The organism is uncultured Polaribacter sp. (assembly GCF_947497695.1).
Classification (GTDB): Bacteria; Bacteroidota; Bacteroidia; order Flavobacteriales; family Flavobacteriaceae; genus Polaribacter.
Window position 1 is genome coordinate 60,841 of record NZ_CANMHM010000005.1, and the last position, 15,718, is coordinate 76,558.

Genomic DNA, 15,718 nt, shown 5'->3' on the forward strand with positions numbered 1-15,718 from the left:
TTATTTATTAATGTTATTAATCATTCCATTAAATACAAACCAATGAAAAGGCATAACTGCATACCAATATAATCTACCAGCCAAACCATGAGGTCTAAAAGTAGCTGTTTGTTTTAGGTTGCCTTCTTCTATTTTAAACTCTAACCAAGCTTCTCCTGGTAAAATCATTTCTGCATAGAGTAGAAGTTTGCCTTTTTCTTTATCAGCATAAATAACACGCCAAAAATCTAAAGCATCACCTGCATTTAATTCTGTTGGATGTCTTCTTCCACGCCTTAAACCAGCTCCACCAAAAAATTGATCTAAAAAACCACGAATTTTCCATAGAAAAGTACCATAATACCAACCCGTTTCTCCACCAATTGCCCAAATTCTATCTAAAGCATTTTCTTGATTCTTTACTTTTCTAGATTTAAAATCTTTAAAACAACCATGTTTAGGCACATTTATAAATTCATGTACATAATTCTTTAATTTACCACTACTTATATAGGAGTCTTTCCAACTAGAAATAATACTATTTTGTTTAATCTTTACAAAAGCAAACTCTACAGCTTGCTTATAAGTCATAGGTTTTACATTTAAAATTGTATTGATATTACTTTTTTTACCAATCACTTCTACACCCATAGAATTTACCAAAGAACTTGCTAGTTTGTAAGAAGTAGAGGTTACAAAATACAACCAATAAGAAGAGAGTTTTGGCGTCATAACAGGCACTGTTAAAATCCATCTTTTTAGTTTTCTTACTTTGGCAAACTGTAAAAGCATTTCTTTATAAGTCAAAACTTCTGGTCCAAAAACATCAAAAGATTGGTTGTAGAGTTCTTTTTTATCAATGGCTCTGTGTAAAAAAGATAAAACGTCTCTAATGCCCAAGGGTTGTGTTTTGGTATTTAACCATTTTGGGGCAATCATAAAGGGTAGTTTTTCTACAATATCTCTAATGATTTCGAAAGAAGAGCTACCAGAACCTACAATAATACCAGCTTTAAAAGTAGTTAAAGCATATTTTTTTGAGGCTAAAGTGTTTTCTACATTTTTACGAGATAGTAAATGTTTAGAAAGTTTGGTGTCATTTGTTATTCCGCTTAAATAAATTACTTGTTTTAGTTGAGATTTTTTGGCAAATCGTTTAAAGTTAAATGCACATTTTTCTTCTAATACATGAAATTCTTTAGCAGAGTTAGACATTGAGTGTATTAGGTAGTAAGCAATATCAATATCTTTAGGTATGTTTTCTAAACTTTCTGCATTTAGAAAATCAGCTTCAGCTAAAACAATGTTTTTTCTATCTTTAAAATAATTTTGAGCTCTTTTTTTATCTCTAACAGCACAAACCACTGTATGTCCATCATTTAGTAACAACGGAATTAACCTTTTGCCAATATAACCTGTTGCACCTGTTACTAAGATTTTCATATATTATTTCTACATTTTTTTAGGTCTTTGGTAAGACAATTGCGTTTTAAATTTAGGAATTGCATACGTATCTAAACCATTAATAGTAGCAATATTTCCTTCTGATAAATTGATCAATCCATCATCTTGTAACAGTTGATCTTTTACATATAATTCCTGAATTTCAGCAACAATTAATAGTACATTATTGGAAGCAACATATACTTCTTCTATAAATTTCATACTCAGTTGTACGGGGCAATTTTTTACAAATGGGGCTTTAAAATTGCCTTTATATTCTTCTTCTAAATTGGTCATGTTAAATTCAGAAACATCACTTTTGTATTTTGCAGATGTATGATGAGCATCTTCAATAATACCTTCATAAATATGATTGATGGTAAAAACACCAGTATCTTTTATGTTTTTATAAGTATCTCTTGGCACTGTTGTAGGTCTTAAAATAAAACCCAAAGTTGGTGGTTTAGAACCTAAATGAGTTACAGAACTAAAAACAGCTACATTTGTAATGCCATCTTCAGATATTGAGCCCAATAAGTTGGCAGATTTAAAACCAGAACAACTATTGATGAGGTTAATTTTATATATTTTATCCAAATTTTGGATGTCGTCAAAAGTAAAAAATGCCATTAGTAAGATAAATAATTATTAATTTTTACGTTTTTCGCTTTCAACTCGTGCATTAAATTATACAAACCAAAAAAAGTTCTATTAATATAAATAAAGTGTTTTGAACCTCTATTTCCATTCATACTTTTAATCTCAGTGCTTTTAGCATACTTTGCACCTAAGTCAGATATTTTTCCAAAGAACTCTTCATCAGAAAAATCAAATACATCTTTATTAAAAGGTTGTGTAAATAAGCTTAATAATTCGTGAAAGATAGCCCTAAAAAATACTAATTCCTCCTCAGTATCGTCTTGTCTTAAAATTTCTAATTCATATAATTTTTTCTCAAAAAATACAGGGTCTTTTAAGTTTTCTGCGTTAGCCAATTCAAAATAAGGTACATAAAATTCATTTGGAATGGTTTTCATACAGCCAAAATCAATCACAATGAGTTCGTTTTCTGGGGAAATCATAAAATTCCCAGGATGTGGATCTGCATGTACTTTTTTTAGATTATGAATTTGAAACATATAAAAATCCCATAAAGCTTGTCCTAATTGGTTTCTAACCTCTTGGTTTTCTGTAGAAAATTGAGATAAATGAACTCCATTCATCCAATCCATTGTAATAATCCTATCAGAAGATAATTCTGGATAATAATTAGGAAAACTTAGATTTGGTATGTGTTTACAAGCTTCTACAATAGCTTGACTTTGTTGTACTTCTAAAATATAATTCGTTTCTTCTTCTAGTTTGTTTTCTACTTCTTTAAAATATTTATCTGAGTCTTTACCTCTAATATTAAACATTTTAATAGCAATAGGTTTTACCAAAGATAAATCTGATGCAATACTTTCTGCAACTCCAGGATATTGAATTTTAACAGCTAGTTTTTTACCCTCCTTTTCTGCTCTGTGCACTTGTCCAATACTTGCTGCGTTTACAGAAACAGTATCAAATTTATCATAAATGTCATTAGGATCTTTACCAAAATATTTTTTAAACGTTTTTGTTACGAGTGCAGGAGATAATGGAGGTACAGAAAACTGTGAAAGCGAAAATTTATCTACATAAGCTTCTGGCAAGATGTTTTTTTCCATGCTCAACATTTGGGCTACTTTTAAAGCACTTCCCTTTAATGTTTTTAAACCGTCATAAATGTCTTCTGCATTGTTCTCATTTAAACGAGTCTTGGCTTCAACTTCTGTTTTGGTAATTTTATCACCATAATATTTTAAATAATTTACACCAATTTTAGCTCCTGTTGAAACTAATTTAGAGGCACGCTGAATTTTTGATGTTGGTATGGAATCTATCGTTTTCATAGTTATTTGTTTTTAGTGGATTTAAATTTTAATTAAAATTCACTTTTTCTTTTAGGATAAATTTCCCAAAATCGATAATACTTTGTAAAGGTTTAATATCCATCACATCAAAACGAGCATTGATAGATTTTTCTATAAAAATATCTGTTTTTTCAAAAGAAGGAGAAACATCATCTAACCAAAACTTCATGGTAATTACTAAATGCATCCAAGAAGATTCATTTATAGATTTGTTCTGTATTTTTTCTAAAGTTTCTTGCTTTAGTTCAATTCTTTCAATATTTAAAGCTTCTACATATTTTGTATAATTAGCCCTTAAATGTTTTAAAGACTTTAATTTTTTCAAATCTTTTTTAGAGCTATCTAAGGCATAGACAACATAACTTCTGTTAGCAGTTAAAATCTCAAAAAAAGTAAAGTAAAAACTTAATAATTTATTTCTAGCATCGTAATTTTCATAATCTTCACTTTTTGCTAATACTTTTATAGTATGATGAAAAAATTCTGAAAAAACTGCATCTTCAATAGCTTCAAAAGAGCCATAGAATTTATAAAAATCTGCTTCTTCAAAATTATTTTCTTTAGCAAAACTAAAAACAGATTTTGGTTGATGATTATTTTCTAAAACATACTCCATATACCATGAAATTATATTGTCTTTAGTAATGTTTTTCTTACGAGCCATAATTCTTAAATTTTAGGTAAAGATACAAATGTTTAATGTATTTTTATTTTTGTTAAACAATAATTTTATGTTAAAAAGTAAATCATTTTTAACGAGGTAATTTAAAGATAAATAGAATATCTATATTTGTTTAAAAATACAAAATTTTAAAGATGAATATTCATTTAAAAGCGATTTTATTACCAATAATAACAGTTTTGTTTTTTGTAATTGGTTGTGATAAAAAAAGTAAAGAGGCAGAAAAAGTTGTAAAAAACACAACTTTTGATAAAGAAATTGAGGCTCCAAATGAAATGGTTTGGGTTGCTACAAAAACTTTTTTAATGGGTGCTAAAAAAGATGACAAATATGCAATGATGAGAGAGAAACCTTCTCATAAAGTTACAGTTGATGGTTTTTTTATGGATGTACATGAAGTTACAAACAAGCAATTTAGAAAATTTGTAGAAGCAACTAAATACATTACTGTTGCAGAAAGACCCATAGATTGGGATGAAATTAAAAAGGATTTACCAGCAAATACTCCTAGACCAGCAGATTCAATTCTGCAACCAGGAAGTTTAATTTTTAACAAACAAGCAAAAGGAATTGTTTCTATGGATAATTATACCCAATGGTGGAAATGGCAATTAGGTGCAAATTGGAAACAGCCAGAAGGTCCTGGAAGTTCTATTGATGGAAAAGATAATTACCCAGTTGTTCATGTTGCTCAAGAAGATGCTCTAGCATACTGTAAATGGTCGAATAGAAGATTGCCAACAGAAGCAGAGTGGGAGTCTGCAGCTCAAGGAAAATTTGAAGACAACATTTATACATGGGGTAATACTTATGATAATTTAATTACAAATGCGAATACTTGGCAAGGAAAATTCCCTACAGAAAATAAGTCTGAGGATGGTTTTGAGTATATTTCGCCTATAAAATCCTATCCAGCAAATAGTATTGGTTTGTTTGACATGGCAGGTAATGTTTGGGAAATGACTTTAGATTTATTTAATGTGAATTATTATAAATCATTAGATCCAAATATTGTTTACAAGAATCCTAAAGGTGCAGATAAATCATACACACCAAGCAATCCTTATCAAACTGAATATGTAATGAAAGGTGGTTCGTTTTTATGCCATGAATCTTATTGTGCAAGTTTTAGAGTTTCTGCTAGAATGGGCATGGAACCAAATTCTGGATCAGACCATATTGGTTTTAGAACCGTTGCAACGAAAGAGATGTTAATGAAGTAACTATTTGTTACTTACTCCATTTTTTTATTTTATGACCCCAGATAGCAAATAAAAGAATAATTACATAACAAGGAATTAAAATGAAGTAACTATTAGTAGATGCTATTGCTGTAGCATCTGTTTCTAAAAAACCATTACTAATTAACTCTAGTTTTTTTGCATCAACAATTTTACCGTATAAAGGAGGAATAATTGCTCCCCCTGAAATAGCCATAATTAATAAAGCAGAACCTGTTTTTGTAAATTTGCCTAAACCATCTAAAGTTAAAGGCCAAATTGCTGGCCAAACTAAAGCATTTGCAATTCCTAAGGCAGCTACAAATAAAACAGAAGTGAATCCTGTTGTATTAAGAATACATAAACTAAAAACGATTCCTAAAATGGCACTTATAATTAAAGCTGTTTTCTGTTGTACAAATTTAGGTATTAAGAAAACCCCCAATGCATATGTTGCAACCATCGCCATTAAAGTATATGTTGTAAAATATTTTGCTTCTTCACCAGTAAAACCTAATGATATTCCATAAGCTATAATCGTATCTCCAGCAATTACTTCTGCACCCACATAAACGAATAAAGCTAATACACCCAACCATAAATTAGGGAATTGAAAAATACTTGTTTTAGCCGTTTTACCTTCTTCAACAATTGCTTCTTCATCTGCTTCTACAACCGGTAATGGTGCTTTTCTTATTAAAATACCTAATAAAAAAAGTATAATTGCCATTATTACATAGGGCATAAAAACACTATCGGCCATTGTGTCTAGTAGAGTATTTTTTTCTTCTAATGTTGCCCCAGTTAATTTCTCTTTTGTTTCATCAATTCCAGAAAGTAATAGTGCTCCAAAAATTAAAGAACCTAAAGCACCTGCAATTTTATTGGCAATTCCCATAATTGCAATACGTTTAGCACCACTTTCTATAGGACCTAAAATTGTAATGTACGGATTTGATGCTGTTTGTAAAATGGTCATTCCAACTCCTTGAATAAAAATACCTGCTAAAAATACCCAATAGGTTCTTGCTTCTGCTGCAGGTATAAAAACCAAAGCACCAATTGCCATAATTATCAATCCTAATGACATTCCTTTTTTGTAGCCAATTTTATTTAAAATATAAGAAGCTGGCAATGCCATTACAACAAAAGAGATATAAGAAGCAGAGGCTACCAAATAAGATTGGGCATCTGTAAGTTCGTTGATCGTTTTCATAAACGGAATTAGAGCTCCATTAATCCAAGTTACAAAACCAAAAATAAAAAATAAACTAGCAATAATTATGATTGCTGAGGTATTGTTTTTTTGCTGCATAGTTTTATTTTTTTAGTTAGTTTTTTTGGTTAAAATTTAAAAATTAAAGTTATACTTTTTAATGTATTTTTCACACTTTATTTTTTAAAGTTACTGTTTTTGCTTTTTTTTTGAAATATAATGGTGAAAAAGAGTTTTAGTTTTAAAATTTAAACTTGTTTTAAATAGAAAAGGGATTGTAGTAATACAATCCCTTTTCCAGTTTTTTTAAATTTTATTATTGAATACTGACTTCTAGAGGCGTATTAATTTGTTTAGAAAAGATAGTTAAATATTCTTCCCAATCTCTTTTGTTATCAAACTGTCCGCTTTTTTTCCAACCAAAACCTGCATAATAAATAACTTTATCATTGCTTACATTTAAATGTGCATAAGCAGCACTTAAATCTTTATTTTCAACATTATATTGTTCGAAACTTTTAAAAGTATTTTTATCAGCAATGATAGCAGTGCCTAATTCAGAGTCTGCATGAGGTTGCCAGTAACTAACCCAACCAATTTCTGAGTTTCCAGAGACTTCTCCGTCTTTTTCATGCAACGTTAAGCCAGCAGAAATGGTTTCTGTACCAGAAATATTTGTAGAAAACTTAGATAAATTACTACCTAAATCTAAACTGATTGTTTTAGATTCAGTGATTTTTTTACCTGCGGCATCCCAATCTTCATATTCTAAATAAAAACTAGTTCTTAATGGTCCTGTTGTAATGGTTCTCCATTTTGTGTAGTTTTTAGATAGATAAAAAATGGTATCAACTTTTACTGCAATACCACCAACTCCACGACTAACACCTACATGAAAATTATCTAATCCTTCACCAGTATCTTTATGGTAACTACCTGTTTTATCTACCAATGTTTCTTTGTACCATTTATTAATTACAGGATATTCAACCCTTTTTAGCCAAGCATCAACTCCACTTGATAAAGTAGGTTGAGGTAGATTATTTTCTGCTCTATATTGCGCATTTGGGCCATAAACTCTAAAAGCGACTTTATTGTTTTCCCAAGTATAATCGTCTGTTCTTTCTGGTACAAAACGCGAGTAACATAAGTTTTCTGCTTTTGGTTTTTCTGATGCTGAAATGTTTACAACTTCAAAATTTACTTCAGAATTAGCCGCTATTTTTGGTTGAAATAAAATTTCATCCATTGTACCATCTCCATCTAAATCTACCAATTGCGTTACTTCTAATTTATTTGTTTTTTTATTTTTGATACCAACAGTAGAAAAATCATCAACATTTAAAGTGGAAAGTTTAATTTCTAGAACCTCAAAAGTACGCTCAAAATCTAATGAATTTTTTACGGTTATAATTGTTGCTTTTTTTTCTTCAGAACAAGAAAATAAAGCAGCAATAACTAATAAATAAGATAGTTTTTTTATTGTTTTCATTTTTTATTATTTTTAGTAGATGATAAAAATGTTATATAATAAGACCTGTCAGGGTTCATAAATCTAACAGGTCTAAAAACTGTGACTGTCAATTGCTAACTAAAAACTGACAACTAATTTTACTAATCTTCGTTTGCAGGTTTACCAATAGTTGCTAAAATACCACCATCTACATAAACAACTTGTCCGTTTACAAAATCACTAGCTTTAGAACTTAAAAAGATGGCTGCTCCTTGTAAATCATCTGGGTCACCCCATTTACCTGCAGGAGTTCTACCAACAATAAAATCGTTAAAAGGATGCCCATCAACTCTAATAGGTTCTGTTTGACTTGTTGCAAAATAACCAGGACCAATTCCGTTTGTTTGAATATTAAATTTTGCCCATTCTGTAGCCATATTCTGAGTCAACATTTTTAAACCTCCTTTTGCAGCAGCATAAGCACCTACAGAGTTTCTACCCAGTTCGCTCATCATAGAACAAATATTAATTATTTTACCGCTTTTTCTGGCAATCATTCCTTTTACAACATGTTTAGAAACAATAAAAGGAGCTACTAAATCTACATCTACTACAGCTTTAAAATCTGCAACTTCCATATCCACCAAAGGTGTTCTTTTGATGATGCCTGCATTGTTTACCAAAATATCAATTACACCAACCTCTGCTTCAATTTTAGCAATGTTTTCTTTTACAGCGTTTTCATCTGTAACATTAAAAAGGTAACCATAAGCATCAATTCCTGCAGCTTTGTATGCTGCAACTGCTTTGTCTAATTTTTCTTGTGATGAATTTCCGTTTATAATAACTTTAGCACCTGCATTACCTATACCTGTTGCCATTGCCATACCTAAACCATGGGTTCCTCCAGTAATTAAGGCTATTTTTCCTGATAAATCAAATAAATTAATCGACATATTTTATATTTTGATGATTATCTTAATTCGTTAATTTTACAATGATCCATATCGCCATAATCTAAATTTTCACCTGCCATTCCCCAAATAAAAGAATAACTACTTGTACCAGAACCTGAGTGAATTGACCATGGAGGAGAAATTACGGCTTCGTTATTGCCTATCCAAACATGCCTTGTTTCTGTAGGCTCTCCCATAAAGTGACAGACAGCTTGGTCTGCAGCTACTTCAAAATAGAAATACACTTCCATTCTTCTATCATGAACGTGAGCAGGCATTGTGTTCCAAGAACTTCCTGGTTTAATTGTTGTCATTCCCATTTGTAATTGGCAAACATCTACAACAGAATTTACAATGTATTTTCTTAATGTTCTAGCATTTGCAGTTTCAGGAGATCCTAACTCAATGGTTTCAACATCATCTCTACCAATTTTTTTTGTTGGAAAAGCTTTGTGAGCTGGAGTAGAGTTTAAATAAAATAACGCAGGACTTTCATCAGAATCACTCGAAAATTCAACATTTTTGTTTCCTTGGCCAACATACAATGCTTCTTTATGCTCTAAAACATATTCAGTTCCATCAACAATAACTTTTCCTTTTTGTCCAATATTTATAATACCTAATTCTCTTCTATCTAAAAAGTTTTCAGATTTTAAAGAATCAATAGTTTCTAGTTTTAAAGGTGATTTTGTAGGTACAGCACTTCCTGTAATAAAACGGTCGTAATGAGAATACACTAAATTAATAGTATTAGGAACCATTAAATTATCTATTAAAAACTCTTCTCTAATTCTTGCTGTATCATAATTTTTTACATCTTTTGGGGATGCAGCATATCTTGTGCTATAGTTTGTACTCATAATGGTTTTATTATTTTAAATAATTTTAATTTATTCTTTGATATCATACAAAAATAAGAAAAAATTATTAAAATACAATCGATTGTATTTTAATAATTTATATTTGCTTTTTAGAAAGATAAATTTTTATAACAATATCACAGATTACTTTTCTACGGATGGATAATAAAGAAGTAACTATACATGACATTGCATCAATTTTAGGAATTGATAGCTCTACTGTTTCAAGAGCTTTGAATGATAGCTCTAGAGTTGCTAAAAAAACGAAAGATAAAATTTTAGAAAAATCAATAGAATTAGGCTATCAAAGAAATCATTTAGCTTCTAATTTAAGAAAAAGTAAAACATTTACTTTAGGAGTAATAGTACCAAGAATTTCCCGTCAATTTTTTTCTAATGCTATTGCAGGTATTGAAGAAACAGCATTTAAAGCTGGTTATACTGTTGTTATTTGTCAGTCTTTAGAATCATTTGAAAGAGAAGAGAGTATTATCAACTCGCTTTTAGCCAATAGAGTAGATGGGGTTTTAATTTCTATATCTATGGAAACTAAAAATTATGAGCATCTAGCAGGATTAAAGCAAAGAAATATACCTTATGTTTTTTTTGATAGGCATTGTAAGATTCCTGAAAATAGTAATGTTGTTATTGATGATTTTAAAGCTGCTTATAAGGCAGTAGAGCATTTAATTGATAATAATTGTAAAGAAATAGCACATTTTTCTGGCCCACAAAATTTAGAAATTTATAAAAATAGATTTAAAGGGTACAAAGCAGCTTTAGAAAAATACAACATACCTTTTAGGGAAGAATTAGTTATTTCTTCTAGTTTAATGGAAAACAATGGAAAAGAAAATGTAATAAAAATGTTAACGTTACCTTACAAAGTAGATGGATTGTTTTGTGCAAATGATGTTGTTGCAATAGGAGCGATGAAGTACTTAAAAGAAATCAATATTAAAATACCAGAAGATTTTGCTATTGTAGGTTTTAGTAATGAGTCAATTTCATCAGTTATAGAGCCAGGATTAACCACTGTAAATCAGTCTGGTTTAAAAATTGGTAATGTTGCTGCTAATTTATTAATTGATAAAATTTCTAATGAAAGTAAAAGAAAAAATCACGAAACAATTATAGTAAAAACAAATTTAATTGAACGTAAATCTTCATTAAGAAAAAGCGATATAAAATCATAAATCTAAACTGTGTGTCAGGATTATAACCTACGACCTTCACGCTTTCAGCGTGACGCGATATCGTTCAAATATCTTTTAGCACCTCTTTTTTTTATTTTTCTTTCTAATTTCAGAGCTTCAGATTTAGTATTAGTTTCTAAATGATAAATTAATTTCCAATCTTTAGTATTGCTGGTAAATCCCTTATGATTATATAAATGTTCTTCTAGTCTTTCATCTACAGTTTTCTTTGTGTAACCAACATAATGTTTTTGCAATTTCTCCGAAAAAAGAATATAAATAGTAAACATATCTTTAAAAATTAAAAAAAGCCAAAATCTATGGATTTTGGCTTTTTAGTCGGGGTGGCAGGATTCGAACCTGCGACCTTCACGCTTTCAGCGTGACGCGATATCGTTCAAATATCTTTTAGCACCTCTTTTTTTTATTTTTCTTTCTAATTTCAGAGCTTCAGATTTAGTATTAGTTTCTAAATGATAAATTAATTTCCAATCTTTAGTATTGCTGGTAAATCCCTTATGATTATATAAATGTTCTTCTAGTCTTTCATCTACAGTTTTCTTTGTGTAACCAACATAATGTTTTTGCAATTTCTCCGAAAAAAGAATATAAATAGTAAACATATCTTTAAAAATTAAAAAAAGCCAAAATCTATGGATTTTGGCTTTTTAGTCGGGGTGGCAGGATTCGAACCTGCGACCTCCTCGTCCCAAACGAGGCGCGATGACCGGGCTACGCTACACCCCGAAAATTATTCACTAATTTGAAGATTGCAAATATACTTTTTTTATTGATTTTTTAATTAAAAATTTTAAGAAATATTTATTATTTCAAAATGCTACTTTTACATACTTAATTTGAAATTATTTTTTTTGAAAGTTGTAAATAAAAAAATTGTAATTATTGTCTTTTTCTTGCAAACTGCTATTGGTTTTAGTCAGTATTTGGTGCAAGGTAAAGTAGTAGATCAAAACGGAGTTGCATTAAAAGGTACTTCAATAATAAATACCACAAGTGGCAAAATTGCAACGTCTAATTTTGAGGGAATTTTTAATCTTGAAGAAGAAGGTGAATATATTTTCCAGAAGAAAGGGTATCAGTTAAATACAATAGAATTAAAAAGCAATCAGTTTAATATTATACAATTATCTTTAAATTCTTTTGAGTTGGATGAAGTTATTGTAAATGCAAACCATATTCCGCAGAAATTAAAAAAAGCAACAGCTACAATAGCTATTATTTCACAGAAAGATATTCTAAGATCTAACAATACAGATTTTGCACCAATTTTAAATAGAACACCAGGTGTATTTATGCAAAATGGAGCCTTAAATACCAATAGAATAACCATTAGAGGAATTGGCGCAAGAAATCTTTTTGGAACTTCAAAAATTAGAGCCTATTTTAAAGACATACCTTTAACAAATGGAAGTGGAGAAACAACTTTAGAAGATTTTGAGTTAGCCTCTATTGCTAATTTTGAAATTATTAAAGGAGCAGCATCTAGTATTTATGGTGCAGGCTTGGGAGGTGTTATTCAGCTTAAACCTAAGAATGCTTATTTAAACGAATTTAGTTTACAGCCAGAATTTTCTGTGGGTTCTTTTGGTTTGAATAAAAGTATTTTAACGGCTAATTATGGTGGAAAACAAAATGCATTTAAAGCGGTTTATAGCAATACAGAGAGTACTGGATTTCGTGAAAATAATCAATATAACAGAGAAACATTCACTGTAAATTCTAATCACTACATTAATAAAAATAACGAACTTACTTTTTTAGCTAGTTATGTAGCTTTAAAAGCTTTTATACCTAGCTCTATTAATGAAGAAACGTTTAGAGAAAATCCAGAATCGGCTGCATTTACTTGGAAAAGAGCACAAGGTTTTGAAGACTCTAAAAGAGGTGTTTTTGGTGTGTCTTTAGATCATAAAATTAATAACAACTTAAAATTAATATCTTGTGTTTTTACTTCTTTTAGACAAAATTATGAGCCTAGGCCTTTTAATATTTTAGAAGAACAAACATTTGCTTTAGGAGCTAGAAGTCGTTTTTTGGGAAATCATAAAATTCTTAAAAAAGAGGTAAGTTGGACGTTTGGTGCAGAAGTTTTTAACGATAGATATAGATCTAAAACTTTCGAGAATTTATATCAAGATTTTCCTCCGGAAAACGGAAGTGTGCAAGGAGAATTATTATCTAATTTTAAAGAAAATAGAAGTTATTACAATGTTTTTGCAGAAGCAAATTATCAGTTTTCAACAAAAACAACAGTTAAAATTGGTATTAACTTAAATGAAACTTGGTATAAACTAACAGATCGTTTTGAGATTTCAGAAAATAATCCAGATCAATCTGGTAATTTTTCTTTTAAAACTATTGTTTCTCCAAAAATTGGGATATCTCATTTATTTTCAGATAATTTAAGTGTTTTTTCTAGTATTAGTCATGGTTTTTCGACTTTATCATTAGAAGAAACATTATTACCAAACGGACAAATAAACACAAATTTACAACCAGAAACAGGTTGGAATTTCGAAATTGGAGCAAGAAGTAACTTTTTAAATAACCGTTTACTTTTAAATGTTTCGCTTTTTCGATTAAATATTAAAAATTTGTTGGTTTCCAGAAGAACTTCAGAAGATGAATTTATAGGAATAAATGCAGGTAAAACGCAGCATGATGGTTTAGAGGCTGAATTGTTGTATAAATGGGTTGATAACAAAAACTTAGCCATAAGTTCTTACCTAAATGTTACTGCCAATAATTTTATCTTTAAAGAGTTTATAGACCATGAAAATAATTTTTCTGGAAATGATTTAACAGGTGTACCTTCTTCTATTTTTAATGCAGGTGTAGATTTTAATTTTCAGAAAGGTTTTTACGGAAATATAAACTATCAATATGTGGGTAGCATGCCAATTACAGATGCAAATAGTTTGTACTCTGATGCTTACAGATTAACCAATCTTAAAGCAGGTTATCTTTTTAATTTGTTAAAAGAAATAAAGATAAACGCATTTTTTGGAGTAAATAATCTTTTTAATGAGTCCTATGCTTCTCAAATATTAATAAACGCCTCTAGTTTTGGTGGTAATGCTCCAAGATATTTTTATCCTGGGAATCCTATAAATTATTTTGCAGGAATAAACTTTAATTATCTTTTTTAACGTAATTTTAAAAATAAAAAATGAAACACACGTATTTATTATTATCATTTCTTTTTATGGCTTGTTTTTCTAACGCGCAAGAAACAGAAATAAGCGAACCTTCAGCAACAAATTATACCACAGAAGTTGTGGTACCAGAATTAAATATTCCATGGGGATTTACATTTCTGCCAGACAATTCTATTTTAATTACAGAAAAATCGGGGGAATTAATTCATTTTAAAGATGGCAAAAAAACAAGTATTGCTGGCATGCCAGAAGTAACTGTAAGAGGACAAGGTGGTTTGTTAGATATAGAATTACACCCAAATTTTAAACAAAATAACTTCATTTATTTTACGTACGCATCTTCAGAAGGCACAGAAAGAGGTGCAAATACTACTTTAATGAGAGCTGTTTTTAAAAATGGCACTTTGTCTAATCAAAAAGTATTGTACAAAGCATATCCTAATAGTAGAAAAGGCCAACATTTTGGTTCTAGAATTGCTTTTGATGCTCAAAATAGAATTTATTTTTCTATTGGAGATAGAGGAAATAGAGATGTAAATCCGCAAGATATTACCAGAGATTGTGGTAAAATTTATAGGTTGAATGATGATGGAAGTATCCCTAAAGACAATCCTTTTGTGGGAGTAGAAAATGCAAAAGAAGCAATTTTTACTTATGGCAATAGAAATCCACAAGGTATGGAAACCAATCCGTTTACAGGAGAAATTTGGGCGCACGAACATGGGCCAAAAGGTGGAGACGAAATAAACATTATCAAAAAAGGAAAAAACTATGGTTGGCCTGTAATAAGTTACGGAGTTAATTATTCTGGAACAAAATTTACAGATATTACAGCCAAAGAAGGTATGGAGCAACCTTTGCATTATTGGGATCCATCCATAGCACCAAGTGGTATGGCTTTTGTAAATTCTAATATATATCCTAATTGGAAAGGTAATGTATTAATAGGTTCTTTAAAGTTTAAATACATTGCCAATTGTTATTTAGAAAACGGAAAAGTAGTAAAGGAAGAAAAAATTTTAGAAGATATTGGTAGAGTGCGTTCCATAGAACAAGGTAATGATGGTTATATATATGTAGGTGTAGAAGGTTTAGGAATTGTAAAAATAAAAACAAAGTAAGATGAAGGTTTTAAGTTTATATGTTTTTTTAAATGTATTTTTCTTTTCATTTGTTTCAGAAAAAGAAATTTATAATGATGTAGTGCAAGAGACTTCATTACAGCAAAGTATTAAAAGAGGTAAAGAAATTTATGCAGATATGTGTGCAACTTGCCATTTACCCAATGGACAAGGGGTGCCAAAAGTGTATCCGCCTTTGGCGAAATCAGACTATTTAATGGAGAAAAGAGAAGAAAGTATTAGAGCTATTAAATATGGTTTGCGTGGCAAAATTGTGGTAAATGGAGTAAAATACAGAGGCATAATGTCTAACTTAGGTTTGTATGAAGATGAAGTTGCAGATGTTATGAATTATATTACTAATTCTTGGGGAAATAAAAACCCAAAAATGGTTACAGAAGAAGAAGTAAAAGAAATACAGAAAAAGTAAAATTCATTACCTTTCAAAAAATGCATCA

Annotated in this window: 15 protein-coding genes and 1 tRNA gene; 5 read left to right on the plus strand and 11 right to left on the minus strand. The window is 29.8% G+C overall.

The window, feature by feature from the left end:
• Genes Q0731_RS07355 through Q0731_RS07370 form a run of 4 tightly spaced genes read right to left on the minus strand, consistent with a single transcriptional unit; the run spans position 1 to position 4,041 of the window.
• Complete coding sequence (locus tag Q0731_RS07355) at positions 1 to 1,422, minus strand: SDR family oxidoreductase (protein WP_299061991.1); 1,422 nt, start codon at positions 1,420 to 1,422, stop codon at positions 1 to 3.
• Between the two features lie 9 nt (positions 1,423 to 1,431).
• Positions 1,432 to 2,052 carry a flavin reductase gene (locus Q0731_RS07360; protein ID WP_299061993.1) on the minus strand — a complete coding sequence of 207 codons (621 nt, stop codon included), beginning with the start codon at positions 2,050 to 2,052 and terminating at the stop codon, positions 1,432 to 1,434.
• Complete coding sequence (locus Q0731_RS07365; RefSeq protein ID WP_299061995.1) at positions 2,052 to 3,356, minus strand: AarF/ABC1/UbiB kinase family protein; 1,305 nt, start codon at positions 3,354 to 3,356, stop codon at positions 2,052 to 2,054. The genes Q0731_RS07360 and Q0731_RS07365 overlap by 1 nt, the downstream gene beginning before the upstream one ends.
• A 28-nt stretch (positions 3,357 to 3,384) precedes the next feature.
• Positions 3,385 to 4,041, minus strand: coding sequence for a TetR family transcriptional regulator C-terminal domain-containing protein (locus Q0731_RS07370; RefSeq protein WP_299061997.1), 657 nt, complete (start codon positions 4,039 to 4,041; stop codon positions 3,385 to 3,387).
• A gap of 152 nt (positions 4,042 to 4,193) precedes the next feature.
• Between Q0731_RS07370 and Q0731_RS07375 the strand changes: the two genes are divergently transcribed.
• Positions 4,194 to 5,282 carry a formylglycine-generating enzyme family protein gene (locus Q0731_RS07375; protein WP_299061999.1) on the plus strand — a complete coding sequence of 363 codons (1,089 nt, stop codon included), beginning with the start codon at positions 4,194 to 4,196 and terminating at the stop codon, positions 5,280 to 5,282.
• 7 nt (positions 5,283 to 5,289) lie between these two features.
• Here the strand turns inward: Q0731_RS07375 and Q0731_RS07380 are convergent, their stop codons facing one another.
• From Q0731_RS07380 to kduI, 4 genes are all read right to left on the minus strand, one after another.
• Positions 5,290 to 6,594, minus strand: a complete 1,305-nt coding sequence (locus Q0731_RS07380; RefSeq protein WP_299062001.1) for a sugar MFS transporter — start codon at positions 6,592 to 6,594, stop codon at positions 5,290 to 5,292.
• Positions 6,595 to 6,811: 217 nt separating this feature from the next.
• Positions 6,812 to 7,987, minus strand: a complete 1,176-nt coding sequence (locus Q0731_RS07385; protein WP_299062004.1) for a DUF4861 family protein — start codon at positions 7,985 to 7,987, stop codon at positions 6,812 to 6,814.
• Between the two features lie 122 nt (positions 7,988 to 8,109).
• Entirely contained in the window at positions 8,110 to 8,904 is a 795-nt protein-coding gene (locus Q0731_RS07390; protein WP_299062007.1) for a gluconate 5-dehydrogenase, read from the minus strand.
• Between the two features lie 17 nt (positions 8,905 to 8,921).
• Complete coding sequence (gene kduI, locus Q0731_RS07395; RefSeq protein WP_299062010.1) at positions 8,922 to 9,764, minus strand: 5-dehydro-4-deoxy-D-glucuronate isomerase; 843 nt, start codon at positions 9,762 to 9,764, stop codon at positions 8,922 to 8,924.
• A 158-nt stretch (positions 9,765 to 9,922) separates the two neighbouring features.
• Here kduI and Q0731_RS07400 point away from each other — a divergent pair, with 158 nt between their 5' ends.
• Positions 9,923 to 10,960, plus strand: a complete 1,038-nt coding sequence (locus tag Q0731_RS07400; RefSeq protein ID WP_299062013.1) for a LacI family DNA-binding transcriptional regulator — start codon at positions 9,923 to 9,925, stop codon at positions 10,958 to 10,960.
• Between the two features lie 44 nt (positions 10,961 to 11,004).
• On the opposite strand, the gene Q0731_RS07405 is transcribed toward Q0731_RS07400, so the two are convergent.
• From Q0731_RS07405 to Q0731_RS07415, 3 genes are all read right to left on the minus strand, one after another.
• Complete coding sequence (locus Q0731_RS07405; protein ID WP_299062016.1) at positions 11,005 to 11,250, minus strand: GIY-YIG nuclease family protein; 246 nt, start codon at positions 11,248 to 11,250, stop codon at positions 11,005 to 11,007.
• Positions 11,251 to 11,337: 87 nt separating this feature from the next.
• Positions 11,338 to 11,583, minus strand: a complete 246-nt coding sequence (locus Q0731_RS07410) for a GIY-YIG nuclease family protein (RefSeq protein WP_299062016.1) — start codon at positions 11,581 to 11,583, stop codon at positions 11,338 to 11,340.
• Positions 11,584 to 11,632: 49 nt separating this feature from the next.
• A tRNA-Pro gene (locus Q0731_RS07415) sits at positions 11,633 to 11,707 on the minus strand.
• A 125-nt stretch (positions 11,708 to 11,832) separates the two neighbouring features.
• On the opposite strand from Q0731_RS07415, the gene Q0731_RS07420 reads away from it, so the two are divergent.
• Genes Q0731_RS07420 through Q0731_RS07430 form a run of 3 tightly spaced genes read left to right on the plus strand, consistent with a single transcriptional unit; the run spans position 11,833 to position 15,690 of the window.
• Positions 11,833 to 14,130, plus strand: a complete 2,298-nt coding sequence (locus tag Q0731_RS07420; protein WP_299062019.1) for a TonB-dependent receptor — start codon at positions 11,833 to 11,835, stop codon at positions 14,128 to 14,130.
• Between the two features lie 20 nt (positions 14,131 to 14,150).
• Positions 14,151 to 15,260, plus strand: a complete 1,110-nt coding sequence (locus Q0731_RS07425; RefSeq protein WP_299062022.1) for a PQQ-dependent sugar dehydrogenase — start codon at positions 14,151 to 14,153, stop codon at positions 15,258 to 15,260.
• Between the two features lies 1 nt (position 15,261).
• Entirely contained in the window at positions 15,262 to 15,690 is a 429-nt protein-coding gene (locus tag Q0731_RS07430; protein WP_299062025.1) for a cytochrome c, read from the plus strand.
• The last annotated feature ends 28 nt before the right edge of the window (positions 15,691 to 15,718 follow it).